The 23,165-nt window shown below is 65.2% G+C and carries 23 protein-coding genes; 5 read left to right on the forward strand and 18 right to left on the reverse strand.

Going from position 1 to position 23,165, the window contains the following annotated elements:
- The first annotated feature begins 184 nt into the window (after positions 1-184).
- The 3 genes from LPA35_RS20790 (at position 185) to LPA35_RS20800 (ending at position 3,670) form a co-directional block, all read left to right on the forward strand.
- On the forward strand, positions 185-1,588 hold the full coding sequence (locus LPA35_RS20790; RefSeq protein WP_228898706.1) for an amidase: 1,404 nt from the start codon (positions 185-187) through the stop codon (positions 1,586-1,588).
- 103 nt (positions 1,589-1,691) lie between these two features.
- A complete protein-coding gene (locus LPA35_RS20795; protein ID WP_228898708.1) occupies positions 1,692-2,300 on the forward strand; it encodes a hypothetical protein in 609 nt (202 codons plus the stop codon).
- A gap of 23 nt (positions 2,301-2,323) precedes the next feature.
- Positions 2,324-3,670, forward strand: coding sequence for a tetratricopeptide repeat protein (locus LPA35_RS20800; protein WP_228898711.1), 1,347 nt, complete (start codon positions 2,324-2,326; stop codon positions 3,668-3,670).
- A 408-nt stretch (positions 3,671-4,078) separates the two neighbouring features.
- Here the strand turns inward: LPA35_RS20800 and LPA35_RS20805 are convergent, their stop codons facing one another.
- The 8 genes from LPA35_RS20805 to LPA35_RS20840 all read right to left on the reverse strand — a co-directional run bounded on the left by LPA35_RS20805 (position 4,079) and on the right by LPA35_RS20840 (position 10,624).
- Positions 4,079-4,750 (reverse strand): histidine phosphatase family protein, encoded by a 672-nt coding sequence (locus LPA35_RS20805; protein ID WP_110959857.1) that lies wholly within the window; start codon positions 4,748-4,750, stop codon positions 4,079-4,081.
- 133 nt (positions 4,751-4,883) lie between these two features.
- Positions 4,884-5,102, reverse strand: a complete 219-nt coding sequence (locus tag LPA35_RS20810) for a hypothetical protein (protein ID WP_228898712.1) — start codon at positions 5,100-5,102, stop codon at positions 4,884-4,886.
- A gap of 86 nt (positions 5,103-5,188) precedes the next feature.
- Positions 5,189-6,037: a DUF429 domain-containing protein gene (locus LPA35_RS20815; protein ID WP_228898713.1), complete on the reverse strand. Its 849-nt coding sequence runs from the start codon at positions 6,035-6,037 to the stop codon at positions 5,189-5,191.
- A complete protein-coding gene (locus LPA35_RS20820) occupies positions 6,034-6,915 on the reverse strand; it encodes a DMT family transporter (RefSeq protein WP_228898714.1) in 882 nt (293 codons plus the stop codon). The genes LPA35_RS20815 and LPA35_RS20820 overlap by 4 nt, the downstream gene beginning before the upstream one ends.
- Before the next feature lie 248 nt (positions 6,916-7,163).
- Complete coding sequence (locus LPA35_RS20825; protein WP_055399097.1) at positions 7,164-7,586, reverse strand: BLUF domain-containing protein; 423 nt, start codon at positions 7,584-7,586, stop codon at positions 7,164-7,166.
- A gap of 2 nt (positions 7,587-7,588) precedes the next feature.
- On the reverse strand, positions 7,589-8,317 hold the full coding sequence (gene folE / locus LPA35_RS20830) for a GTP cyclohydrolase I (RefSeq protein WP_055399357.1): 729 nt from the start codon (positions 8,315-8,317) through the stop codon (positions 7,589-7,591).
- Between the two features lie 197 nt (positions 8,318-8,514).
- A complete protein-coding gene (gene clsB, locus LPA35_RS20835) occupies positions 8,515-9,753 on the reverse strand; it encodes a cardiolipin synthase ClsB (protein ID WP_228898715.1) in 1,239 nt (412 codons plus the stop codon).
- Between the two features lie 133 nt (positions 9,754-9,886).
- Complete coding sequence (locus LPA35_RS20840; RefSeq protein WP_055399101.1) at positions 9,887-10,624, reverse strand: endonuclease/exonuclease/phosphatase family protein; 738 nt, start codon at positions 10,622-10,624, stop codon at positions 9,887-9,889.
- A gap of 176 nt (positions 10,625-10,800) precedes the next feature.
- Here LPA35_RS20840 and LPA35_RS20845 point away from each other — a divergent pair, with 176 nt between their 5' ends.
- Complete coding sequence (locus LPA35_RS20845; protein WP_121422485.1) at positions 10,801-12,561, forward strand: tetratricopeptide repeat protein; 1,761 nt, start codon at positions 10,801-10,803, stop codon at positions 12,559-12,561.
- Positions 12,562-12,593: 32 nt separating this feature from the next.
- Here the strand turns inward: LPA35_RS20845 and LPA35_RS20850 are convergent, their stop codons facing one another.
- A complete protein-coding gene (locus tag LPA35_RS20850) occupies positions 12,594-13,016 on the reverse strand; it encodes an aldolase/citrate lyase family protein (protein WP_370641485.1) in 423 nt (140 codons plus the stop codon).
- 3 nt (positions 13,017-13,019) lie between these two features.
- Here LPA35_RS20850 and LPA35_RS20855 point away from each other — a divergent pair, with 3 nt between their 5' ends.
- Positions 13,020-13,868, forward strand: coding sequence for a LysR family transcriptional regulator (locus LPA35_RS20855; protein WP_228898898.1), 849 nt, complete (start codon positions 13,020-13,022; stop codon positions 13,866-13,868).
- Positions 13,869-13,915: 47 nt separating this feature from the next.
- Here LPA35_RS20855 and nudB read toward each other — a convergent pair whose 3' ends face one another.
- The 9 genes from nudB to LPA35_RS20900 all read right to left on the reverse strand — a co-directional run bounded on the left by nudB (position 13,916) and on the right by LPA35_RS20900 (position 23,147).
- A complete protein-coding gene (gene nudB, locus LPA35_RS20860) occupies positions 13,916-14,383 on the reverse strand; it encodes a dihydroneopterin triphosphate diphosphatase (protein WP_228898719.1) in 468 nt (155 codons plus the stop codon).
- Between the two features lie 18 nt (positions 14,384-14,401).
- Complete coding sequence (locus tag LPA35_RS20865) at positions 14,402-15,217, reverse strand: CsgG/HfaB family protein (RefSeq protein ID WP_369801375.1); 816 nt, start codon at positions 15,215-15,217, stop codon at positions 14,402-14,404.
- 155 nt (positions 15,218-15,372) lie between these two features.
- The gene (gene aspS / locus LPA35_RS20870) at positions 15,373-17,175 is read right to left on the reverse strand and encodes an aspartate--tRNA ligase (protein ID WP_121507410.1); all 1,803 of its coding nucleotides are present in this window, start codon (positions 17,173-17,175) and stop codon (positions 15,373-15,375) included.
- A 40-nt stretch (positions 17,176-17,215) separates the two neighbouring features.
- Positions 17,216-17,839 carry a DUF502 domain-containing protein gene (locus tag LPA35_RS20875; protein ID WP_055399363.1) on the reverse strand — a complete coding sequence of 208 codons (624 nt, stop codon included), beginning with the start codon at positions 17,837-17,839 and terminating at the stop codon, positions 17,216-17,218.
- Positions 17,840-17,848: 9 nt separating this feature from the next.
- A complete protein-coding gene (locus LPA35_RS20880) occupies positions 17,849-18,193 on the reverse strand; it encodes an FmdB family zinc ribbon protein (RefSeq protein ID WP_228898720.1) in 345 nt (114 codons plus the stop codon).
- Positions 18,194-18,282: 89 nt separating this feature from the next.
- On the reverse strand, positions 18,283-19,734 hold the full coding sequence (locus LPA35_RS20885) for a sodium:solute symporter family protein (protein ID WP_121422475.1): 1,452 nt from the start codon (positions 19,732-19,734) through the stop codon (positions 18,283-18,285).
- A 171-nt stretch (positions 19,735-19,905) separates the two neighbouring features.
- Positions 19,906-21,471: a ubiquinone biosynthesis regulatory protein kinase UbiB gene (ubiB, locus tag LPA35_RS20890; RefSeq protein ID WP_121507412.1), complete on the reverse strand. Its 1,566-nt coding sequence runs from the start codon at positions 21,469-21,471 to the stop codon at positions 19,906-19,908.
- Entirely contained in the window at positions 21,468-22,079 is a 612-nt protein-coding gene (locus LPA35_RS20895) for an SCP2 domain-containing protein (RefSeq protein ID WP_228898722.1), read from the reverse strand. Before LPA35_RS20895 ends, ubiB begins: the two co-directional genes overlap by 4 nt.
- Positions 22,080-22,133: 54 nt before the next feature.
- Positions 22,134-23,147, reverse strand: coding sequence for a Tim44 domain-containing protein (locus LPA35_RS20900; protein WP_228898725.1), 1,014 nt, complete (start codon positions 23,145-23,147; stop codon positions 22,134-22,136).
- Between the last annotated feature and the right edge of the window lie 18 nt (positions 23,148-23,165).

Below are 23,165 nucleotides of genomic sequence, written 5' to 3' on the forward strand. Positions count from 1 at the left end.
CTCGCTGCGGGGCGGCCCTTGCTAGGGTGTCCGCGCCTGGGCCGCGCCAGTTTCGCGGGCAGCGCACAACGCAATGAATAGCTGAAGCCCGCAGAAGCAGACAGCTCCCAAAATAATAGCTGCCAGCGCTTTACCAATAAGCGCTAGCAGCCTTTTTTATTGATAAAACTCCCCACATCCCGCCATGACAGCCCTGCACGACCTGCCCGCCCACGACCTCCTTGCCGCCTACCGCCAGCGCACGCTGTCCCCCGTCGAGGTCACGCAGGCCTTGCTGGCCCACATTGAGCGGTGGGAGCCCCACATCCGCGCCACCTACCTGCTGCGCCCTGAGATGGCCCTGGCGCAAGCCCGCGAATCAGAAGCCCGCTGGCTGCGTGGTGAGCCCAAGGGCGCGCTGGATGGCGTGCCCAGCACCATCAAGGAAAACATCGCCACCGAAGGCGATCCAACGCCCCTGGGCACGGCCGCCGTCGAGCTGGTGCCCGCCGCAGCCGATGCGCCACCCGCCGCCCGCATGCGCGAGGCGGGCGCCGTCATCGTGGCCAAGACCACCATGCCTGACTACGGCATGTTGTCCTCGGGCCTGTCCACCTTTCACCCCCTGTCGCGCAACCCGTGGGACACCCGCAAGGGCCCCGGCGGCTCCAGCGCCGGCGGTGGCGCTGCCGCAGCCGCAGGCTACGGCCCGCTGCACATCGGCACCGACATCGGCGGCTCGCTGCGCCTGCCCGCCAGCTGGTGCGGCATCTTCAGCCTGAAGCCCAGCCTGGGCCGCATTCCGATCGATCCACCCTACACCGGCCGCGCAGCAGGCCCCATGACCCGCACCGTGGCCGACGCCGCGCTGATGATGCAGGTGCTGAGCCAGCCCGACGCGCGCGACAGCATGAGCCTGCCCTACCAGGACATCGCGTGGAGCCAGTTCAACAAGGGCGCCGAACGCTTGCGCGGCCTGCGCATTGGTTTGCTGCTGGACGCCGGATGCGGCCTGCCGGTGGAGCCCGAGGTGAAAGCCGCCGTAGAACGCGCAGCAAAACTCATGGAGGCCGCGGGCGCCACCATCGTGCCCATGGCGCCTTTCATGACCCAGGCCATGCTCGACGGCATGGACCATTTCTGGCGCATGCGCTCGCACATCGACCTGCAGGCCCTGCCCGCCGCGCGGCGCGACAAGGTGCTGCCCTACATCCGCACCTGGGCCGACAGCGCAGCGGGCATGAGTGGCACCGAAGTCTTCAACGCCAGCCACCAGTTCCACCTGACGCGGGTCAACACCGTGAAGGCCTGCAGTGCCTTTGACTATGTGATCTCCCCCGTGGCGCCCATGCCCGCCTTCCAGGCCGAACTGCCCTCGCCCACCAACGACCCGCTGCGCCCGCTGGAGCACATCGGGTTTACCGTACCCTTCAACATGTCCGAGCAGCCCGCCGCGTCGGTCAACTGCGGCTACACCACAAGCGGCCTGCCCATTGGCCTGCAGATTGCGGGTGCACGTTTTGACGACCTGGGCGTGCTGCAGGTGGCACACGCGTTCGAGCTGATCCGTGAACCCCAGCGGGCATGGCCCCAGCCGCCAGCGGGCTGAAAGCATGGCCGGAGGTTGTTGGTAACCTTGGGGGTTTGTTGGCAGACACCGGGCCACCCGGGGCCACCACTCTCCCACCCCCTGTACGAACGCACCACACCGCATGGACATCCTCATCCTGGCGATCCTGATCGCCACCGGCACCTACATGCTCAACGTCAAAGAGCAGCGCAAGCGCATTGCGCTGCTGGGCAGCCACCTGGCCAACTACCAGATCGAAAAGCTCATGGAAGCCCTGACCGACGGCTACCTGCGCGCCCTGGGCGAAAGCACGGACGAGCGCCGCCAGCAGATCTGGAGCCTGCTGAGCACCACCGAGGCGCAACTCACCGAGCAATTCAGCCGGTTTGCCGCCGACTTTGCCAAGGAGCCCGAGGCCACCACACGCGTCAGCCGCCTGGCAATGGCGATCCCCTTTGCCGAGAAGATATTGCCCAGCTTCACCTTCGACATGCGCAAGGCCCTGGCCATCCACGCGCGCGGCATCGCGCACGTGGTGCAGAACACCAGCCACCTTGCGCCCAAGGACCGTGCCTTCATGATGACGGCCGAACTGTTCCTCATGCAGCACACCTGCCACTGGTTCTGCAAATCCAAGACCATTGCCACCGCCCGCATGCTGGCGCGCCACCAAACGCCGCACGAGCAGCTCGTGGCCTCTGTATCGGCCGACACCCGCAAAGCCTATCTGACCCTGATCAAGGGCGGCTGATCCACCACCCCTAACAATGCCCCATGCCATCCTCCACGCACACCCGCACGACCGATAGCCTGGGCAACCCCGTCACCTTGCAGGACACCGCCAGCGCGGCGGCCTTGAATGACTTTGTCGAAGGCTTCATCGCCTGCGAAGCCCGCGCGGTGAATGTGCTGAACGCAGCCGCAGACACCAGCCCCATCGTGCAGGCCAGTTGCGCGGCGCTGCACATGTTTGCCGAATCGGCCGACGCACCGCGCAACGCGCGCCCCTTCATCAACCAGGCGCTGGCCAACGCCCCACAAGCCAGTGACCGCGAGCAACGCTTTGTCGCCGCCGTGGCTGCCTGGGTGGATGGCGACCTGCCCCGTGCGATTGCTCTGCATGAGGAGCAGGCACGCCTGTTTCCACGCGACCTGGCATCGCTCAAGCTCGGTCAATACCATTTGTTCAACCGGGGCGACTCGCCCGGCATGCTGCGCCTGGCGCTGCAGGCTGTGCCTGCCGCCGCCGATGTGCCCTACCTGCACGGCATGCTGGCCTTTGGCTGGGAGCAATGCCATTTGCTCGACCGCGCCGAGGCCTCCGCCCGCCACGCCATCGCCCTTTGCCGCAAGGAGCCCTGGGCCCACCACGCCCTGGCCCACGTGATGCTGACGCAGGGACGCATCCGCGAAGGAGGCGACTTCATGGCCAGCATGAGCGACACCTGGACGGGCCTGAACTCCTTCATGGTCACGCACAACTGGTGGCACCAGGCGCTCTTTCTGCTGGAGCAGGACCGGCACGCCGAAGTGCTGGCGCTGTATGACAGCCAAGTCTGGGGGGTGGTCAAGGAATACACGCAGGACCAGATCGGCGCCGTGTCACTGCTCGCTCGGCTGGAACTGGCGGGCGTAGACGTGGGCAACCGCTGGGCCGATGTGGCCGACCACCTGGCACTGCGCCTGGCCGACCATGTGTTGCCCTTCCTGGACCTGCAATACCTCTACGGCCTGGCCCGCGCCGGGCGCATGGAGGCCGCGCGCACGCTGCACAACAACATCGCAGCCCACGCCGCCACCCGCACCGAGGCGCACGAGCGCACCGTGTGGCAACAGGTGTGTGTGCCTGCAGCGCACGGCCTTCTGGCACATGCACAGGGCGACTGGGCCACGGCGGTGGAGAAGCTGGGCGTGGCCCTGCCCCGGCTGGTGGAGATTGGCGGTAGCCATGCACAGCGGGATTTGTTTCACCAGATCTGGCTGGATGCACTGCAGCGCAATGGGCAGTGGGCGGCGGTGCAGAATTTGTTGCAGCCGTTGGTGAATGGGCAGCCGGAATCGAAGAGGCTAGCGCGGCAGGTGGGGGTGGTGAATGGGGTGTTGGGATTGCCGGCCAGATAAGCCGCGCAGTTCGTCAAGTGGATCGATCGACCACCTGCGATCCGTAGCTATCTATTTCGACCAATGAGATTCTTGCTTCTGTTCTTTCGCGGCTGGTTGGCCTTGTGCTTCGTATTGGTCTACTTCGTTGTTCCCTTTTACCTAGTCGCCATTTACCCCGACGTACCAGAGCCTGTCGTCCGCGCCGCACGCGGTCTTGGCTACGGAGCTATCAAAGGCCCTCCGTCAGAGCTTAGGTTCTGGTATCGGTTTTTCGCTTGCGGGGCCTGGGTAGGCTTAGGCCTGCTATTGGTGGGGCGCTTCCTCCGTGGGGAAGAAGGTGCTTCCAACCAAGGTGATCGGAAGACAGAAAGATTGTCTACCGCAATGCTTAAACAGCCCCGCCGCTCGCGGCACTGATCTCACCGGTCACCGCACCACCAACTTCGTCTGGTCATACACCGGCTGCTCCGGCAAATCCGCGAGATGCCGCACGTCGGCCCAGTCCAGCACCTCCACCGCCTCGCCACTCACCCGCACGCGGTTGAGCCCCGCGTTGGGAATGTCGCTCTGGCGCGGGCCGTCCAGCCCGGTGCCACGCGCAGTGCGCCAGATCATGTCGAGCACGCCGCCATGGGTGACCACCATCACCGTCTGGCCGCTGTGCTGCTGCGCGATGCGGTAGACAGCGTCCATCACGCGGGTGTGGAACTGGCGGGTGGTCTCGCCGCCGGGCATGCCGTAGTCGGCTTCAAAGCGCAGCCACTGGTTCCATGCGTCGGCGTGCTCCAGCTTGACGTCATCCACGCGCTTGCCGTCCACCACGCCAAAGTTTTGCTCACGCAGGGCGCTGTCGGTGAGGGTGTCGATGCGGGCCTGCGGAAAGAGCACCTGCAGGCTGGGCGTGGCCGTCTGCTGGGTGCGGATGAGGTCGCTGCAGATGAGGTGGTGCACCACGGGGCGCTCTGCAGCCAGGCGCTCGGCCAGGCGGCGGGCCTGTTCGTGGCCGGTGGCGTTGAGGGGCACATCCACGTGGCCCTGAAAGCGCAGCTCGCGGTTCCAGTCGGTCTCGCCGTGGCGGATCAGGATCAATTCAGTCATGCGTGCCATTATCGAATGTACACACACTAATGCAAGCAATTTTGGCCTCTAGCGCTTATCCAGCAAGCGCTAGTAGCTATTATTTTTATAACAAGCACCGCAATCACCAGAAGCCATTGGCAGCCAGCCACAGCTACCGCATGGGCACGATGAGCACTTTGCGGCGCGGCTGGCAGCCGGGGCCTTCGTAGGCGGCGCTGTCCTGTTCCCAGCCAGGGCCGGGCGAGGTTTGCGCGCACACGCGCTGGCCATCGACCAGGCTGCGCCAGTAATACCAGGGCGCGGGGGTGGCCTGTACCAGCAGCGGGGCCAGCAGAGCCAGGACTAGCAAGCGGCGGGGGACTAAAGACATGGGCGCAAACAATGCATCTGGCAATGTCCCTCCATGCTACGCAGGCCGCGCCGCATCAATGCCAGGAAAAGCGGTGGAATGGCCGGTCACGGCTTTTCAGCCGTCACGATCCAGCCTTCGAGCGGGTCGAGCCCTGGGGGCAGGCCATAGAGCGCATCGCCCTCGGCATGGCGCTGCTCGGCCCAGGCGGCCTGCAGCAGGCACAGCACGGCGTCCAGGCTGTCGCCGCTGGCGTCCTGCACCAGCGCATCGCGCTGGGCGTGGCTGAGCTTGAGGCGCAGGCCCAGGCGGGTCTGACCCAGTTCCAATGCATTGATCAAGTCCTTGCGGGCAATGAGTCGGTCCGGCGTCTGCTTGGCGCGGTCGTCGCTTTTGTAGCTGCGCCGCTGCAGCACCTCGCGCGCAAGCAGGCCGGGGTAGGCCTCCAGCGCCACGCGGTGAGGGGCGCCAGGGTGCAGGCCGGGCAGGTGCACCCCGGCATCCAGCAGGAGCGGCAGACCTGCGTGCAGCATGTAGGCCACGGGCGGATTCACCCATTTCATCGAGGGGCTGGAGCCTGCAGGCCCGTCGGTGGCGCGGTGGGCAAACTTGCCGCCCACGGGGCGCGCATCGCAGAACGCCGCAAACTGCGCGCGGATCTGCTCGCGGCTGAGGCTGCGGTAGTGCAGCATGCAGGCATGCCAGTCGGTGGGCCACCCCAGCGCCTGCACCAGCTCGCGCGGCAGGCCAAAGGGCAGGTCAAAGCCACCCACCCAGTCGCCGGGCTGGGCCAGCCACTGGCCGAACGCGGCCAGGGTGTCGAACGGCTGCAGCGTGGTGAGCGACACGCGCGCGCCCTCGCGCTGGCCCAGCGCCAGCACGATGGGTTTGCGCCGCGTGGGGCTGCTGGAGAAGTCGCAGCCCAGCAGCAGGGATTGTGGTGCGGCGGCCGTCATCCCAGTGCCAGCGCCGTGACGCCAGCTGCAATGCACAGCGCCCCGAAGATGCGCGCCACGCGGTCACCCTCGCCCAGCAGATGGCCGCCAATCAGCGCCGCAAACAGCATGGAGACCTCGCGCGCCGGGGCCACATGCGACAGGGGCGCCTGCTGCATGGCGTACAGCACCAGCACATAGGCCACCGGGCTCACTACCGCCACCAGCAGCGCAAAACGCCACTGCGCCAGCCAGAGCGTGCGGGCCGTGGGCAGGTCGCGCAGCACCACGGGTGCGAGCAGGCCCACACGCACAAAGTTGCCCATGTAGTCCACCAGGATGGGCGACATGAGCAAGAACTTGACGGCATAGCCATCGACCACCGTGTAGCTGGCAATGAAAGCGCCCGTAAGCAAGCCATACAACATGCCCTTGTGCACCCGAGCCCGCGCAGCGGGGTCGTGGGCGGCGCGCAGCAGGCCCGGGCCACCCGCGATCAGAAACACGCCCCCGACCACACCCACGATGCCCAAAGCGCCCAGCGCGGAGATCTGCTCGCCCAACAGCGTGATGGCCACCAGCGACGACAACAGCGGCCCCGAGCCGCGCGCCAGCGGGTAGACCACGGTGAGGTCCGCCACACGGTAGCCGCGCAGCAGGATGACGAAATACGCCACATGCAGCAGCCCGCTGGCGGCGACAAAACCCCACTCCACCGCACCCCACTGCGGCACGGCGTCGCGCCCCAGGTACCAGCCCAGCGGCGCCCAGACGACCATCATGATCACCGAGGTGAAGAACGCGAACCGCGAGTCCCCCCCGGCCTTCTTGGCCACGATGTTCCAGCACGCGTGGATGAGGCCGGCGAGGATGATGAGGGCGAAGGCGGTGAAGGTCACGGTTCAGAAAGAGAGAGGGCTTTTGAATGCAAAAAGCCGCAGCGCTGTAGCGGCTGCGGCTTGGAGGGCGCGAAAGGGTCGATCGATTGAAGGGCTGAATATCGCTCAAGGCATCTGCAACTGGCGCGACCCAAGCCGGGAGCCACCGTGCAAGGGCCGCCCCGCCGCACTGGTGGCGTCCCCCTGCCCGCACCGCCCAGCGGTGCGAGAGCGGGGGGAAGGCGCGCAGCGCCTCAGGGGGGTGATCTCTAAGCTCTTCCGATGATGGAGGCCGTGGCCATCAACTCTTCGAGCAGCGCAAACGACACCTTGCCCGACACCGCATACGGGTCCAGTTCGGGCTTTTCGGAGTATTTCAGCAGGATCGAGTGGTTGATCTTGGACAGGTTGACCTGTCCCATGGTCCAGCCACCAAAGCGGCGCTCGGCAATTTCTTCGTAGTGCAGCAGTTCCACGTTCTTGTGGCGCGGGTCCTTCTGGATGTGGCCATACAGCTCGCTCACCGCAGAGCGTCCGCCCTCGATGGCTTGCAGAAACACGCCGCCGCCGTAGCACAGCACGCCGGTGATGCCGGAGCCTGGGTTGTGCTGGCGCGACTGCGTCAGGATGGCTTCGATGGCGGCGGGCGAGGTATCGACCGCGCGACTGGCGTAAAGCAGGCGTACCAGCATGGTCAGTTCTTTCCAGGAATGAGGGACAAAAATTCACGGCGCAAAGCGCTGTCCTTGAGGAACACGCCGCGCATGACCGAGTTGATCATCCGGCTGTCGTTGTCCCGCACACCGCGCCAGGACATGCAGAAGTGGCTGGCTTCCATGACGATGGCCAGGCCGTCGGGCTGGGTCTTTTCCATGATCAGGTCGGCCAGTTGCACCACGGCTTCTTCCTGGATCTGGGGGCGGCCCATGATCCAGTCCACCAGGCGTGCGTATTTGCTCAGGCCGATCACGTTGGTGTGCTCGTTGGGCATCACGCCGATCCAGATCTTGCCGATGACGGGGCAGAAGTGGTGGCTGCAGGCGCTGCGCACGGTGAGCGGGCCCACAATCATCAGCTCGTTCAGGTGCTCGGCGTTGGGGAACTCGGTGATGGGCGGCTGCGCCACGTAGCGGCCCTTGAACACCTCGTTGAGGTACATCTTGGCCACGCGGCGCGCGGTGTTGTTGGTGTTGTGGTCGCCCTGGGTGTTGATCACCAGGCTGTCGAGCACGCCCTGCATCTTGACTTCGACCTCGTCGAGCAGCTTTTCCAGCTCGCCGGGCTCGATGAATTCGGCAATGTTGTCATTGGCGTGAAAGCGCTTGCGGGCGGCGGCAAGGCGTTCGCGAATCTTCACGGAGACAGGCGTGCCTTCATCATCCGGCGGGGTGGGCGTCATATCGGCGGCGGGTTGGCTAGACATGGCCAGAATCGTAACAGCGAACGCTGGCGCATGGATTTCAAGGGTTTTAGGCATCCAGCGCTTGATAGACAAGCGCAAATAGCTACCAAAACAATAGCACAATGCCTTGCAGGATTCCGTCGTTCATGCCACCTGCCCACGGCCCAGGCGCAGGCAAATGGCGCGTCCGGGGCGCGCAGCGCCCCATGGGGGCCTGCTCAATACCTGTTTCCGGTAACCCACAACGCCAGCCGCATGAGGCCAAAGGCAACGCGGTCGAGCACGCGCTGGCGCAGGGGGCGGCCTGCGTACCGGGCCGGGTCCATGCGCCGGCCAGCATGCTGCATGGCATGCACCAGGCGCTGGCGCAGGTCGGTGGCAAAGGCGGCGTCTTCCACCACCACGTTGGCCTCGCGCGCCAGCAGCAGGCTCAGGGGGTCGAGGTTGGACGAGCCCACGGTAGCCCAGGGTTTGTCGCCCAGCGCGTCGATGACAGCCACCTTGGCGTGCAAAAAGCTGGGCGCGTATTCATGAATCTCCACCCCCGCCTCCAGCAGCGCGCCATACACCGGCCGGGCCGCGTGGTACTGCATGAAGTATTCATAACGCCCCTGCAGTAGCAGGCGCACGCGCACGCCCCGGCGCGCAGCCATCACCAGCGCACGGCGCAGCTTGCCGCCGGGCATGAAATACGCGTTGGCGATGATCACTTCGTGCCGCGCCGCGCCAATGGCCTTGCGGTAGGCCTTCTCGATGCGGCTGCGGTTGCGCACGTTGTCGCGCAGCACCAGCGCAGCCCGCATGGGCGGGCCTGCCTCGGCGACCCGGGCTGCGTGCTGGGCGGCGCTGGCCGCGCGCAGGGCCTGCAAGGCCTCGGGCAGACGGCGCTGGCGCGCGTCGCGCACTGCCTGCATGCGCCACCACAGCTGGTCCATGGTCTCGCTGGCCGACGCCACCAGGCTGCCCGTGGCCAGCACCGCAAAGTCGAAACGCGGCGCATCCAGCGTGCCGTAGTTGGGGTCGTGAAAATCATCCAGCACGTTGATGCCGCCGCAAAACAGCATGCGCCCATCGACCACACACAGCTTGCGGTGCAGCCTGCGCCAGCGGTGCGGCAGCAGCAGCCCCAGCGGGCCGAGTGGCGAGTACACGCGGTATTGAACGCCGGCCGCCTGCAGGCGCTGCGCCCAGTCGTGCGGCAAGGCGCCGGTGCCCACGCCGTCCACCACCAGCTGGGTGCGCACGCCGCGCGCGGCAGCCCGCATCAGCGCCTCGGCCACTGCAGCGCCTGCGCCGGTGAAGTCAAAAATGTAGGTCTCGAACTGGATGTCCGACAAGGCCGCATCCATGGCCTCGATCAAGGCAGGGAACAGCTCCTCCGCCCCCTGCAGCAGGCGCACCTGGTGGTCATCGGCAAACTCGAATCCACGCAGCGTGGCGGAAGACTTTCTTCTCATCTCTGCAGGCCGCCACCAACTCGCGGCGAAACTGGCGCGGCCAAGGCGCGGGACACCAAGCAAGGGCCGCCCCGCAGCGTGGGTGTCGTCCCCCTCAGGGGGAAGGCGCCGAAGGCGACACAGGGGGGGAGCATCACAGCCTGAACTCGGCAATCAGCGGCAAATGGTCGGACATGCGCCACCAGATGCGGCCCTTGGGCACGTGCAGGGACAGCGGCGTCAGGCCCCGCACATAGACATGGTCCAGTTGCGCCAGCGGCAGCCGAGCCGGGTAGGTGAAGGTGCGCGGTGCATCAAACTCGTACAGAAAATAGCCCGCGAGCATGCGCTTGATCTGCTGGCCCCAGTCGTTGAAGTCTCCGGCCACCACCAACGGGGCGCCACCGGGCACCTCGCGTTCGATAAAACGCTGCAAGCGTTCAATCTGGCGGATGCGGCTGCCAGGGATGAGCCCCAGGTGCACCACGATCACATGCACGCGGCGGCCATGGGCGTCCACCTCCACATGCAGCAGCCCCCGCTGCTCGAAGCGGTGGTCAGAGATGTCTTCGTGCTGGTGGCCGATCACGGGCCAGCGCGATAGCAGGGCATTCCCGTGCTCGCCGTGTTTGGTGATGGCGTTGGTGCGGTACACCGCCTCGTAGCCCTCGGGGGCCAGGAACTCGGCCTGGGGCAACTCGGGCCAGCGCTGGAAATACGCCTGTTCCCGCCGGTGAAGTTTGCGCACCTCCTGCAGGCAGACGATGTCGGCGTCGAGCTGCTCCACCGCCAGCCCCAGGTTGTGGATCTCCAGCCGGCGCGCCGGGCCAATGCCTTGTACGCCCTTGTGGATGTTGTAGGTGGCCACCCGCAGAATGTCGTCGTGTTCCATGAGCCTCATCGGAGTAGTTGAGCGCGCTTGCCAGTCCCCATGCCGGGCCTGCGATGGGGGATTGTGTCGCAAGCCGCGCACGCAGCGGGTTTGCCCGGCATTTGCGCCGTGCGGGTCGCCCTTACACTGGGGGCTTCCCCTATCCACGCCAGCAGCAGGGCCGGTACACACCACCGATGGCAACCGAGAAAGAACAATCCGCCCCACCCCAGGTGCTGGCCTTGATTGTTGACAGCAATGCCACATCACGCAGCATTCTGGTGGGGCAGCTGCGTGAGTACGGCGTGACCCGCATCGTGCAATGCAGCCGTGTGCAGGACGCACGCAACCGGCTGGAGCACACCGTGTTTGACTACGTGCTGTGCGAACAATACTTTGGCGAAAGCGGCTACTCGGGCCAGACCTTGCTGGACGATCTGCGGCGCGCGCAGCTGCTGCCGTTTTCCACCGTGTTTTTCATGGTCACGGCCGAGGCGTCGTATGCCGCCGTGGCCGAGGCCGCCGAGTCGGCACTGGACGGGTATCTGCTCAAGCCCTTCACCCCCAGCGCACTGTTTGAGCGTCTCAGCCTGGCGCGGCTGCGCAAGATCCATCTGCGACCCATTTTTGACGCCATCGAAGCCGAAGATTTTGAGCGTGCCGCCCAACTGTGTGTGGAGCGATTTGAGTCTCGCCAACCCTATTGGCTGTATGCGGCGCGCATTGGCTCCGAGTTGCTGCTGCGCCTGGGTCGTCACGACGAGGCCCGCACGCTGTTTGAAGCCGTTATTGCCGCGCGCGCCCTGCCCTGGGCCAAACTGGGCGTGGCACGTGCGCAGATCGAGTCGGGTCAGGCGGCGCGCGCCGTGACCACCTTGCAGGAGCTGATTGGCGAAGACGCCTCGTTTGCCGATGCCTACGACGTGCTGGGCCGGGCGCAGGTGGAGCTGGGCAATTTCTCGCAGGCCATCGAAACCTACCGCACGGCCAGCGGCCTGACGCCGGATTCGGTGGTGCGGCTGCAGAAGCTGGGGATGATGTCGTACTACATGGGCGACCGCGAAACCGCCACCAAGGTGCTGGCGCGGGCTGCCATCCTGGGCATCGACTCCAAGCTGTTTGACTTCCAGTCGCTGGTGCTGCTCACCTTCTCGTACTTTGCCGAGAACGACCGCAAGGGCATCGAACGCTGTATGGCCGACTTTGGCCGCATTCTGGAGCGCCACCAAGGCAGCGCCCGCGTGCAGCGTTTTGCCGAGGTGGCCCGCACGCTGCAGCTCATCCAGCAGCGGCAGTTCTCGCAAGCAGTGGAGTCGGTGCGCAGCATGGCACGCGAGATCACGGCCAGCAGCTTTGATTTCGAGGCCGCTTGCAACCTGGGCAGCCTGCTGGCGGTGCTGGCCGTCACGTCGATTGATCTGGCCGACGGCGAAGGCTGGGTGCGTGCGCTGGGCATGCGCTATGCCAACACGCGCGGCCTGACCGAGCTTCTGGCCAACGCCTGCAACCTGCACACGCCGTATGGCGACCTTGTGCGCGAATGCCTGGTCCACATCAACAAAACCGCCGAGGCCGCCATCGCGCAAAGCCTGCACGGAGACCCGACCGGTGCCGTCCATCATCTGCTGGCAGAGGCCGAGCGAACGCTCAACTCCAAGCTGGTGGACATGTCCCAGCAGGTGCTGCTGCGCCACCGGGCACGCATGGCCTCGCCCGAGCCATTGCAGGAGGCCATTGACACGCTGCGCGCCCGCGTGGGCTCCACCCCGGCACGGGCTATCCTGGGGCAGGACAGCGAGCGGCACCCAGGGGGCGTGGCCATCCGCTCGCGCAACGCCGCCGAGCCAGCTTCAGCGGCCCGGCCGCCGCTGGGCGACGATCCCAGGGCCCCTGCCAGCGCTGCCAGCGCTGCGCCAGACAATCCAGCGGACAAGCTTCGGCTGCGGCCACCAGGGTAGGCCCCCGGTCGCTGGCCCTGCGCCTGCCAAGATCAGTACACGGCCACCGATCGTGCATTGCGGGAGGGAGCCAGGCTCACCGGCCTGCCGTAGCGTGCCGCCAGGTCCCGCGTAGCCGCCACCAGAACGCTGGTGTCCACCCCCACAGCGACGAAGACGGCGCCCAGCTCCAGATAGCGGCGTGCCAGCTTCTCGTCGGCCATCAGAATGCCCGGGGCCTTACCCGCTGCCAGCACGCGGCGTATTCCGTCTTCGATCACGGCCTGCACATCAGGATGGCCTGGATTGCCAACGTGACCCATGCTGGCTGACAGATCCGCCGGGCCAAAGAAGACGCCATCCACCCCCGGCGTGGCGGCGATCGCATCCAGGTTCTGAATGGCCAGCGTGCTCTCGGCCTGCACCAGCAGACAGACCTGAGCATTGGCCTCCGTGAGGTAGCCCGGGTAGCGCATCCACTGCGCAGCTTCGCGGCCACCGCAGAGCGTTTGGCCCTTACACCGTCTGCAGTAAGCCAACTCGTGAGCGAGTTGGAAGACGCACTCGGCTTCAAACTGTTTGAGCGCAGCACGCGCAGGGTTGACATCACCAGCGCGGGGCGGGAGTTTCTGGCCTCGGCAGAGTCCGTGCTCAAGCACCTGCGCATAGCGCAGTCGGCCGCCAGCGATGTCCGCAACCGCGCAGCGGGCATCGTGCGAATCGCAGCACCACTGGTCGTCGCCAGCGTGATCCTGCCCAAAGCCATCAAGGCCTATACACAAACCAGGCCCAAGGTGCACATCCGCATTCGCGACGTGCCGGTGGAAAAACTCGTCGATGCGGTTGCCAGCGGCGACGCCGATCTGGCCCTGGGTCCGGATCGCGCCTGTGGCGATGACATCGTGCGTACCCAGCTGTTCGAGAGCCCCTGGGTGTTGTGGTGTGCGCCCACCCATCCCCTGGCCCACAAACGCAACGTGACCTGGGCGCAGCTGCACGCCTACCCGCTGGTGGCTGCCGGGCGGGATCACGAACGCAGCGTGGCGCAGATGCACACCGGGCTGCCCAGCGAGCAGCGTGTGACCCCCGTAGAGATCGTGGACAACATCTCCACCGCCATGGGCCTGGCTGCCGCCGATGTGGCCGCTACGCTGGCGCCCGACTATGTGGGCGCACTGGCCAAGCCACTCGGACTGGTGCGCCGCCGCATCCTGTCGCCCGAAGTAATGCGCTACGTGTGCCTCTATAGCCCCGCACGGCGGGCCACCTCGCCTGCAGCGGAGGGCTTCGCAGACCACCTGATCCGCATCCTCGCCCAGCGCAGGTGAGCTGCCGGCGCCGCCGCGCGCAGTGCGGGGCGCGCACCAACGTCTGCCTACACAAAACGAGGAAGCAGTAAGCAGGCCTCGGCATTGGAGGCCGAGAAGCAGCGCTCGGCCGCGCGCTGCCACGGCAACCATTTGAAAGCATCGTGTTCACGAGGACTCAGCACCACGGGCGTAGCTGCTGGCACGCACAAGCCAAACACCCGCTCGCGATTGCGCACCACCCCCGGTGCATATCGGTGCAGCCATTGCGGCCAGATGTCGTAGACGTTCTCCAAGGCCCAGTCGGTCAGCAGGCAGCCGGGCGCCCGCGCGTCAATGCCGGTCTCCTCGGCCACTTCGCGGCGGGCGGTTTCCTCAAAAGGCTCATCAAGGCGGTCTTTGCTCCCGGTGACAGATTGCCAGTGCCCATCACCGCCCGTGCGGCGGATCAGCAGCACCTCCAGGGCGGGCGTGTGGATGACCACCAGCACCGACTCTGGAAGCTTGTAGGGCCTGTGCTGCGCTGTCGGCACCATGGGCGACACCTTCCCTCTTTACCCGGCCTTGGAACGCGGGGCTGAAGTGGTGGGAACGGGCGGCGGCAGCTCCTTGGCCTGCAGCGCCCTGACCTGCACCACCAACTGGTTGTGCGCGTCCAGGAAGGCGGCGGCAATGACCTTGCCCTCGTTGGTATTGCTCCAGCCCGCACCCGCTGCGCCCCCGAGCTTGCCGAACACGAGCCCGCCCACGCCCAGGTCAGTGGTGCGTGCAGACCCGGTGGCGGCGGCAACCTGCTCGGTGGTTTCGTTGTCGGACAGCAGCAGTGCCGTTTGCGCCTCCTTGAATTTGACCTGCTCCACCATGCCGGCCAGGCCCGCGATGTCGCGCAGCACCGGAATCATGGCAATCACGCCCGCCAGGCCCCGTCCCGCGTCCTGCTCACTGAACGTGAGGCTGGGTGTGAGCGTGTACTGCGCCTCGTAGCCCTTGCCCTTTGCCACGGTGGAGTTGTTCTTGCGCAGCACGCCGGAGTCCTTGAGGTCCTGCTCCTGGATGGTTCCGCGCAGCCCGGCCGACCGGTCCACCACACGAAAGCAGCCACTTTGCTGGGCCAGCAGCTTGACCAGGGGCACGGGGGATGGCGGGAGGCTGTAGCCCGAACCCATGGTGTAGCCGCTGGGGTTTTCTGCCAGCGCCAGCGTGGCCACGGGCGCCTCGCAGCGCACCAGTTCGCGCGCAGCGTTGCTGGCCCCCGCCGGCCCTGCCGAGCCAGTGACCACGGAACCGCCCTGGCCCAGTTCGGTCTTCTTTTCGCCGCAACCAGCCAGGGCAAGCAGCACGGCGCCCATCCACAAAGCCCGGGTCGTCATTGAACGCATGGAAAGTGTCCTTTCAGTGCCAGCGCCACATCGTCGTGGGCATGGGCTGGCCAAGAAAAAAAGCGGCGCAGGCTGCCAAGCCCTTGCCGCTTTGTCGTGCGATGCCACGAGAGTGGATCCGCGCCGGGTTCGGGGAAAGCCCCGGATCAGGCTGCCTTGACAGCGTCGATGTTGCGCAGGCGGATGTGAAGCTCGCGCAACTGCTTTTCGTCCACGGGCGAAGGCGCCTGCGTGAGCAGATCCTGAGCGCGCTGGGTCTTGGGGAAAGCGATCACGTCACGGATCGATTCCGCACCGGTCATCAGCGTGATGAGGCGGTCCAGACCGAAGGCCAGGCCACCGTGTGGGGGCGCGCCGTACTGCAGGGCATCCAGCAGGTAGCCGAACTTGGCCTGTGCGTCTTCGGGTGTGATCTTGAGCGCATCGAACACCTTCTTTTGCACATCGGCGCGGTGGATACGCACCGAGCCACCGCCCAGCTCCCAGCCGTTGAGCACCATGTCGTAGGCCTTGGCGATGCACTTGCCGGGATCAGTGGCCATGAACTCTTCATGGCCGTCCTTGGGGCTGGTGAAGGGGTGGTGCACGGCCGTCCAACGGTCTTCTTCCTCGTCGTGCTCGAACATGGGAAAGTCCACCACCCACAGCGGCGCCCAGCGGTTTTCAAAGAGACCGCTCTTCTTGCCGAACTCGCTGTGGCCGATCTTCAGTCGCAGCGCGCCGATGGAATCGTTGACGATCTTTTCCTTGTCGGCACCGAAGAACAGCAGGTCACCGTCCTGCGCACCCGTGCGCTTGAGGATTTCTGCGATGGCCGCGTCATGCAGGTTCTTCACGATGGGCGACTGCAGCCCTTCGCGGCCCTGGGCCACTTCGTTGACCTTGATCCAGGCCAGGCCCTTGGCGCCGTAGATCTTCACGAACTCGGTGTAGGCATCGATCTCACCGCGCGAGATCTGTGCGCCGCCGGGCACGCGCAGGGCAACCACACGGCCGCCCTTGGTGGTGGCGGGAGCAGAGAAGACCTTGAAGTCCACGTCCTTCATCACTTCGGTCAGCTCGGTGAATTCGAGCTTTACGCGCAGGTCGGGCTTGTCCGAGCCAAAGCGGAAAGCCGCTTCCTGGTAAGTCATGATCGGGAATTCGCCCAGGTCCACGCCCAGTTGCTGCTGGAACACCTCGGTGATCATGCGCTGGAAGATCGCACGGATTTCTTCTTCGCCCAGGAACGACGTCTCGCAGTCGATCTGCGTGAATTCGGGCTGGCGGTCGGCGCGCAGGTCTTCGTCGCGGAAGCACTTGGTGATCTGGTAGTAGCGGTCGTAGCCAGCCACCATCAGCATCTGCTTGTAGAGCTGGGGCGACTGGGGCAGCGCGAAGAACTGGCCGTCGTGCACGCGGCTGGGCACCAGGTAGTCGCGCGCGCCTTCGGGCGTGCTTTTGCCCAGCATGGGCGTCTCGATGTCGATGAAGCCTTCCTTGTCCAGGAAGTTGCGCACCTGGATGGAGGTCTTGTAGCGCAGCATCATGTTGCGCTGCATGTGCGGGCGGCGCAGGTCCATCACACGGTGCGTGAGGCGCGTGGTTTCCGACAGGTTCTCGTCGTCCATCTGGAACGGAGGCGTGACCGAGGGGTTGAGCACGTTCAGCTCATGGCACAGCACTTCGATCTGGCCGCTCTTGAGCTTGTCGTTGGTCGTGCCGTCAGGGCGGGGGCGCACCAGGCCCACCACCTGCACGCAGAACTCGTTGCGCACGTCTTCGGCAGTCTTGAACATCTCGGCACGGTCGGGGTCGCACACCACCTGCACGTAGCCTTCGCGGTCGCGCAGGTCGATGAAGATCACGCCGCCATGGTCACGACGACGGTTCACCCAGCCAGACAGGGTAACGGTTTGGCCCATCAGGGCTTCGGTCACAAGACCGCAATAGTGGGAACGCATGGCCATGGCAGAAACTTCCGGCGCCCAAGGGGCGCGTTAAAGGGATTTACTTACTGTGGGAAACAAGCGTGGGGTCAGCCGGAGCGACCACGCCCATCGAAACAATGTATTTGAGGGCGGCGTCCACGCTCATGTCGAGCTCGACGCAGTCGCTCTTGCGCAGCATCACAAAATACCCGCCAGTGGGGTTAGGCGTGGTGGGCACATACACGCTCACGAATTCATCGCGCAGGTATGCCGCCACCTCGCCATTGGGCGCGCCAGTGACGAAGGCCACGGTCCAGACGCCCTCGCGCGGCCACTGCACCAGCACGGCCTTGCGAAAGGCATTGCCGCTTTCGGAAAAAAGCGTGTCGGACACCTGCTTGACGCTGGAATAGATCGAACGCACCACCGGGATGCGGTGCACCACCGCATCACCCCACTGCACGAGCTTGCGGCCCGCGAAGTTGCTGGCGACGGCACCGACCACCAACAGGATCAGCAGCGTGAGAACCACTCCAAAGCCCGGGACGTGAAAGCCCAGCAGCTTGTCGGGATGCCATGCAACAGGCAGGATTTGGAGGGTCTGGTCCAGCGTGCTCACGATCCAGTTGAGCACCCAGGCCGTGATAACCCCCGGCACGATCACCAGAAGGCCGGTCAACAGCCACTTGCGCAAGGCAGCCATGAGGGTCACTCAGCTCGCAGAGGAGGTGGAAGTGGTAGAACTGCCACCAGCGCTTGATGCTGCTGCACCAGATGCTTCTTTTTTAGGAGCATCACCAGAACTTGCCGGCGCCGCGGTCTCGGTTTTCGGTTCCGTCTTGCTGTCCGTCGCAGGGGCAGAACTGCCACCGCTGCCACCGCGAAAATCGGTCACATACCAGCCCGAGCCCTTGAGCTGGAAGCCGGCCGCTGTGACCTGCTTGGAAAATGCTTCCGCGCCGCAGGCGGGGCACACCGTGAGGGGCGCATCAGAGATTTTTTGCAGCACATCCTTGGCATGGCCGCAGGAGCCGCATTTGTAGGCGTAAATAGGCATGTCAGTGTGTTGAGGGAAAGTGCAAAACCCTCAATTATAGGCGGCATGCCCATCCTCAAGCCCCACGCACTGGGCATGGGGCGATGCAATCAGCTGGCGCTGCCCTCGTAGTGGGTGACGTGGCCTTTGTGGTCGTCGATCCACTGCGGCGCCAGCGAGCCCCCGATCATGCCGACCAATGCCGCCAGCACCCCAGCCAGTTGCTGCGGGAACGCTTCGGACAGCATGGGGCTGGCCACAAACAGCAGCCACACACCCAGGCCCATGGCCACCGCCAGGATGGCGCCCTGGGTGGTCGCGCGCTTCCAGTACAGGCCGAACACCAGGGGGACAAAAGCCCCCACCAGCGGTACCTGGTAAGCGCCCGACACCAGTTCATAGATCGACGTGCCCTGCATGGTGATCGCGTAAGTGAGCACGCAGGCGGTAAACACGAGCACCGAAATGCGCATGGCCTTCAGTGTCTGGGCATCGGTCATGCCAGGCCGCAGGTTGTGCAGGATGTTCTCCACAAAGGTGGTGGACGGTGCGAGCAACGTGGCAGAGGCGGTGGACATGATGGCCGAGAGCAGCGCGCCAAAGAAGGCGATCTGAAGAATCAGCGGCATGCGTTCCATCACCAGCGTGGGCAGCACTTTCTGGGGGTCGTCCTTGAGCAGCGCCTGGGCAGTTTCGGGCATGACCAACACGGCGGCCGTAACGACAAACATGGGGATGAAGGCAAACAGCAGGTACAGCACCCCTCCGATGACCGGGCCGGTGCGCGCTGTCTCGGCGCTGTTGGACGACATCACGCGCTGAAAAACATCCTGCTGGGGTATGGAGCCCAGCATCATCGTGATCGCGGCGGCAAAGAAGAAGGTCCACTCCTTGAGCCCACCTGTGGGGAAGAACTGGAACTTGCCTTCACGCGCAGCATATTCCACGACCTTGCCCGCCCCTCCGGCCAGGTCCGCCGCGTACCAGGCGATGGCCAGCAGCCCCACGGCGATCACAATCATCTGGACAAAGTCGGTCATGGCCACCGACCACATGCCGCCATACAGGGTGTAGACCAGAACGATGACCGTACCGATGACCATGCCCATGGTGACGGACACATACCCCTGCGTCAGCAGGTTGAACACCAGCCCCAGAGCCGTGATCTGCGCTGCCACCCAGCCCAGGTAGCTGAACATGATGATGGCTGAACAAGCCACCTCGATCACACGCCCGTATCGCTGGCGGTAGTAGTCACCCAGGGTGATGAGGTTCTTCTTATAAAGCTTGTAGGCAAAAAACAGCCCCACAAGAACCAGGCACATGGAGGCGCCAAATGGGTCCTCCACCACCGCACCCAGCCCACCATCCACAAACCGGGCTGACACGCCGAGAACGGTTTCCGATCCAAACCAGGTCGCAAAGGTCGTGGCTATCACCACAGCCAGGGGCAGGCTGCGGCCCGCCACCGCATAGTCGGCCGTGTTGTGCACGCGCGTGGCGGCATACAGGCCGATACCAATCGAGACCAGCAGGTACAGAACGATGAATGTGATCAGCATGGCGCCGCTCCGAAACTCCAAGGAAGGTTACAAAAAGCAGGTGTTCGCCCGGCGTGCCGTGGGCCGACACGCCGAGGCCCCTGCAGATCCAGGGGTGACCACTTTGCTACAAAATTCGTAACAAAAGTTGCAGCGGATTATGAAGGCAACTTTCGTGCCGTTCGCGCCGTTTCAGAAAATCCGCATCCGCACAAACAACTGCATCGCCAGAAGGCCCAGCACAAAACCGACGCCGCCATAAATAATGGACTGGAGCAGCCGGTTGGTACGGTGCTGGACTTCCAGCAGTTCGCGCAAGGCTTGCTGCTGGTCCGCCGGGCGCTGCCGCAAGGCGTCGTGCAGCAGGCGCGGCAGCTCGGGAATCAGCTTGGCATAGTGGGGCGCCTCGGCCCGCAGCTCCCGCCACAGGCGCTGCGGCCCCATCTGCTCCAGCATCCACTTTTCCAGGAAGGGCTTGGCGGTGCTCCACAGGTCCAGCTCCGGGTCCAGCTCGCGGCCTAGGCCTTCGATATTGAGCAGGGTCTTTTGCAGCAGCACCAGCTGGGGCTGAATCTCGACGTGGAAGCGGCGCGAGGTCTGGAACAGGCGCATCAGCACCATGCCCAATGAGATCTCCTTGAGCGGGCGATCAAAGTACGGCTCGCACACGGCGCGGATGGCCGATTCGAGGTCGTTCACCCGTGTCTCGGGCGGCACCCAGCCACTTTCGATGTGCAGCTCCGCCACGCGCTTGTAGTCGCGTCGGAAGAACGCCACGAAGTTCTGCGCCAGGTACTCCTTGTCAGACTCGGTGAGCGTGCCCACGATGCCGAAATCCAGCGAGATATAGCGCCCAAAGGTGGCCGGATCCAGGCTCACCTGGATGTTGCCGGGATGCATGTCGGCATGAAAGAAGCCGTCACGGAACACCTGGGTGAAAAAGATGGTGACGCCGTCGCGCGCGAGTTTGGGGATGTCGACCCCGGCATCCCGCAGGCGCTCGATCTGGCTGATGGGCACACCGTTCATGCGCTGCATCACCATGACCTCGGGGTGGCAGAAGTCCCAGAAAATCTCGGGGATCAGCACCAGGTCCAGCCCCTGCATGTTGCGGCGCAGCTGCGCGGCGTTGGCGGCCTCCCGCACCAGATCCAGTTCGTCGTGCAGATAGTTGTCGAACTCGGCCACCACCTCGCGGGGCTTGAGGCGCTTGCCGTCGGCCGACAGGCTCTCCACCCACCCGGCCATCATGCGCATGAGACTCAGGTCTTTCTCGATCACGGGCAACATGCCCGGGCGCAGCACCTTGACCGCCACCTCGCGCTCGATGCCATGGCGGTCCCGCAGCGTGGCGAAATGCACCTGCGCAATGGAGGCACTGGCCACCGGCACGCGATCGAAGAATGTGAAAACCTCATCCACCGGCCGCCGGAATGCCCGCTCGATCGTGGCGATGGCGATTTCCGGGTCGAACGGCGGCACGCGGTCCTGCAGCCGGGCCAGCTCGTCGGCCACATCGGGCGGCAGCAGGTCGCGGCGTGTCGAAAGCACCTGACCAAACTTGACGAAGATGGGCCCCAGGCGCTCCAGCGCCAAACGCAGCCGCTGGCCGCGCGGTGCATCCAGGTTGCGTCCGAACGACAGGACGCGCGATACCGATCGCAGCCAGGGCTTCTGGAAACTGTCCAGCACCATGGCGTCCAGGCCGTACCGGAACACCACCCACAGGATGGCGCCGCCCCTCAGGAACTGCTTCATGCGCCAGCCCGGTCGGAACCGCTGTTTGGCGCGGAAGGCGTGGAGGGTCCGGATGGCATGGGCGCGACGGCTGAAGACGTTGGTGCAACGCGCGTGCCCACGAACTGGCGCAGCGCTTGCGCAGCGCGGCTCGCTACCTGCGCCACAGTGTGTGCGGGGGCGTCACCGATCACACGCGCCAGGTCCTCCTCAACATCCCAGCGCACGTGATCGACCAGCCAGTTGATTTCGGCGGCCAGTTGCACATCGCCCTCAATGCGGATGGCGGGCTTGTCACCCCGCAGGGCCATCTGGGCCAGCGCAAAGGGAGATGTCTCGGTGACGTGAAGCTGCAGATCGGGCGCGGCAGTTTCGTGCGCCAGGTTGAACAGCCCAGCGGGCGTGATGACCAGGGCCATCGAATACGCACGCCACTGCACGCGGGCGATGCGGCCCTTCTGGCGCACCAGACGGTCCATCGCCTCTTTTTCCTGCATCAGCACGTGGTTGAGGAACAGCACGATCCGCTGCTGCATCTCGTGCACGAGCCATTGGGGGGGCTGGGGGCCGGCGGCCACGCGCTCAAAGAGGCCGTCCAGAAACGAAAAAGGGGACTGTGGTGTTGCCATAGTCCCCGATTATTCCCTGAACTGGGATAGCCCCACTGCGGGGCATTTCCTTTATTACTGCAGGGCCTGCACACCCGCCACCAGCCAGCCGCTGCTGCCGGCCTTGGGTTTGGTCATGTTCCAGACCTCACGGAAGGGGCTCGGGCCCGCCGAAGGCTCTTCGCGGATCATGCCGGAGAACTCGACGCTGGCCATGTAGCCGTCGCCCAGGTCTTCAATGCCCAGCAACTGGGCTTCGATCATGACCACGTCGGTGTGGTTGGGCTGCATGCCACGGTGGTCTTCGCGCTCCGTGAGCTGGGTGCGAATCTCGCCGAGCATGCTGTCGGTCATCATGGAGCGCAGGGTGGCGATGTCCGAACGGTCCCAGGCCGCTTGCAAGGTGACGAAGTTGCGCTTGGCGGCAGTCAGGAAGCCCTCGGTATCGAAGCCTTCAGGAATCCCCCAGTTCTGCGACCCGGACAGGCCCGAGCCGATCACCACGCCCGAACCCGCACCGCCTTGTGCAGTGCGCGAGGCATCAAACGCCATGCTGCTGCGCTCCCAGGGGCGCGCCGAGGCGTCGTTGCCCACGTTGTTGGGGCTGTACTGCGGAGGCACCTGCGCTGCGGCGGGCGTGGCAGCACCCGCGCCCTGGAACGCGAACGGCGCACCACCGGCAGAAGCGCCACCGTTGCCACCGCCACTGCGTGCGCGCATCACCATCTTGAAGATGGCAAACGCGGCCACGGCCAGCAACGCAATCATCAGAATGTTGGCAAACCCTGCACCCAGCCCCAACGAGCTGGCCAGCCAGGCCAAGCCCAGGCCAGCGGCCAGGCCACCCAGCATCGCGCCCCAAGGCTTCTTGGCCGCAGCAGCGGCCGGAGCTGCACCCGCAGCAGGCGGCTTGGCAGCCGCCGCATTGGTCGCATTCTGGGCGGGCGCACCCGGCGCTGCCGACTCACGCTGCGTAACGTTGCTCGATTGCTGCCCCGTCGATTTACCACCGCCCAGTCGCCGGGCGTCGGCATCGGCGTGCGCAAACGCCAGCATCGCAACCAACACCACAGACCACAGTTTCATCATGACTTCTCCGTCTCCGTT

The organism is Acidovorax sp. Leaf73, assembly GCF_916855635.1.
GTDB classification, from domain to species: domain Bacteria; phylum Pseudomonadota; class Gammaproteobacteria; order Burkholderiales; family Burkholderiaceae_C; genus Acidovorax; species Acidovorax facilis.

What these genes read in the sequence shown, in the direction of transcription:
- nudB (WP_228898719.1), bottom strand. Translation starts at nt 14,383, where the DNA reads ATGGTGCCGACAGCGCAGCACAGGCCCTACAAGCTTCCAGAGTCGGTG.
- ubiB (WP_121507412.1), bottom strand. Translation starts at nt 21,471, where the DNA reads ATGAAGCAGTTCCTGAGGGGCGGCGCCATCCTGTGGGTGGTGTTCCGG.
- clsB (WP_228898715.1), bottom strand. Translation starts at nt 9,753, where the DNA reads ATGAGAAGAAAGTCTTCCGCCACGCTGCGTGGATTCGAGTTTGCCGAT.
- LPA35_RS20810 (WP_228898712.1), bottom strand. Translation starts at nt 5,102, where the DNA reads ATGTCTTTAGTCCCCCGCCGCTTGCTAGTCCTGGCTCTGCTGGCCCCG.
- LPA35_RS20825 (WP_055399097.1), bottom strand. Translation starts at nt 7,586, where the DNA reads ATGCTGGTACGCCTGCTTTACGCCAGTCGCGCGGTCGATACCTCGCCC.
- LPA35_RS20840 (WP_055399101.1), bottom strand. Translation starts at nt 10,624, where the DNA reads ATGGAACACGACGACATTCTGCGGGTGGCCACCTACAACATCCACAAG.
- LPA35_RS20790 (WP_228898706.1), top strand. Translation starts at nt 185, where the DNA reads ATGACAGCCCTGCACGACCTGCCCGCCCACGACCTCCTTGCCGCCTAC.
- LPA35_RS20880 (WP_228898720.1), bottom strand. Translation starts at nt 18,193, where the DNA reads ATGCCTATTTACGCCTACAAATGCGGCTCCTGCGGCCATGCCAAGGAT.
- LPA35_RS20900 (WP_228898725.1), bottom strand. Translation starts at nt 23,147, where the DNA reads ATGATGAAACTGTGGTCTGTGGTGTTGGTTGCGATGCTGGCGTTTGCG.
- LPA35_RS20850 (WP_370641485.1), bottom strand. Translation starts at nt 13,016, where the DNA reads ATGCGCTACCCGGGCTACCTCACGGAGGCCAATGCTCAGGTCTGTCTG.
- LPA35_RS20795 (WP_228898708.1), top strand. Translation starts at nt 1,692, where the DNA reads ATGGACATCCTCATCCTGGCGATCCTGATCGCCACCGGCACCTACATG.
- LPA35_RS20875 (WP_055399363.1), bottom strand. Translation starts at nt 17,839, where the DNA reads ATGGCTGCCTTGCGCAAGTGGCTGTTGACCGGCCTTCTGGTGATCGTG.
- LPA35_RS20865 (WP_369801375.1), bottom strand. Translation starts at nt 15,217, where the DNA reads ATGACGACCCGGGCTTTGTGGATGGGCGCCGTGCTGCTTGCCCTGGCT.
- LPA35_RS20815 (WP_228898713.1), bottom strand. Translation starts at nt 6,037, where the DNA reads ATGACGGCCGCCGCACCACAATCCCTGCTGCTGGGCTGCGACTTCTCC.
- LPA35_RS20895 (WP_228898722.1), bottom strand. Translation starts at nt 22,079, where the DNA reads ATGGCAACACCACAGTCCCCTTTTTCGTTTCTGGACGGCCTCTTTGAG.
- LPA35_RS20800 (WP_228898711.1), top strand. Translation starts at nt 2,324, where the DNA reads ATGCCATCCTCCACGCACACCCGCACGACCGATAGCCTGGGCAACCCC.
- LPA35_RS20885 (WP_121422475.1), bottom strand. Translation starts at nt 19,734, where the DNA reads ATGCTGATCACATTCATCGTTCTGTACCTGCTGGTCTCGATTGGTATC.
- LPA35_RS20845 (WP_121422485.1), top strand. Translation starts at nt 10,801, where the DNA reads ATGGCAACCGAGAAAGAACAATCCGCCCCACCCCAGGTGCTGGCCTTG.
- folE (WP_055399357.1), bottom strand. Translation starts at nt 8,317, where the DNA reads ATGTCTAGCCAACCCGCCGCCGATATGACGCCCACCCCGCCGGATGAT.
- LPA35_RS20805 (WP_110959857.1), bottom strand. Translation starts at nt 4,750, where the DNA reads ATGACTGAATTGATCCTGATCCGCCACGGCGAGACCGACTGGAACCGC.
- aspS (WP_121507410.1), bottom strand. Translation starts at nt 17,175, where the DNA reads ATGGCCATGCGTTCCCACTATTGCGGTCTTGTGACCGAAGCCCTGATG.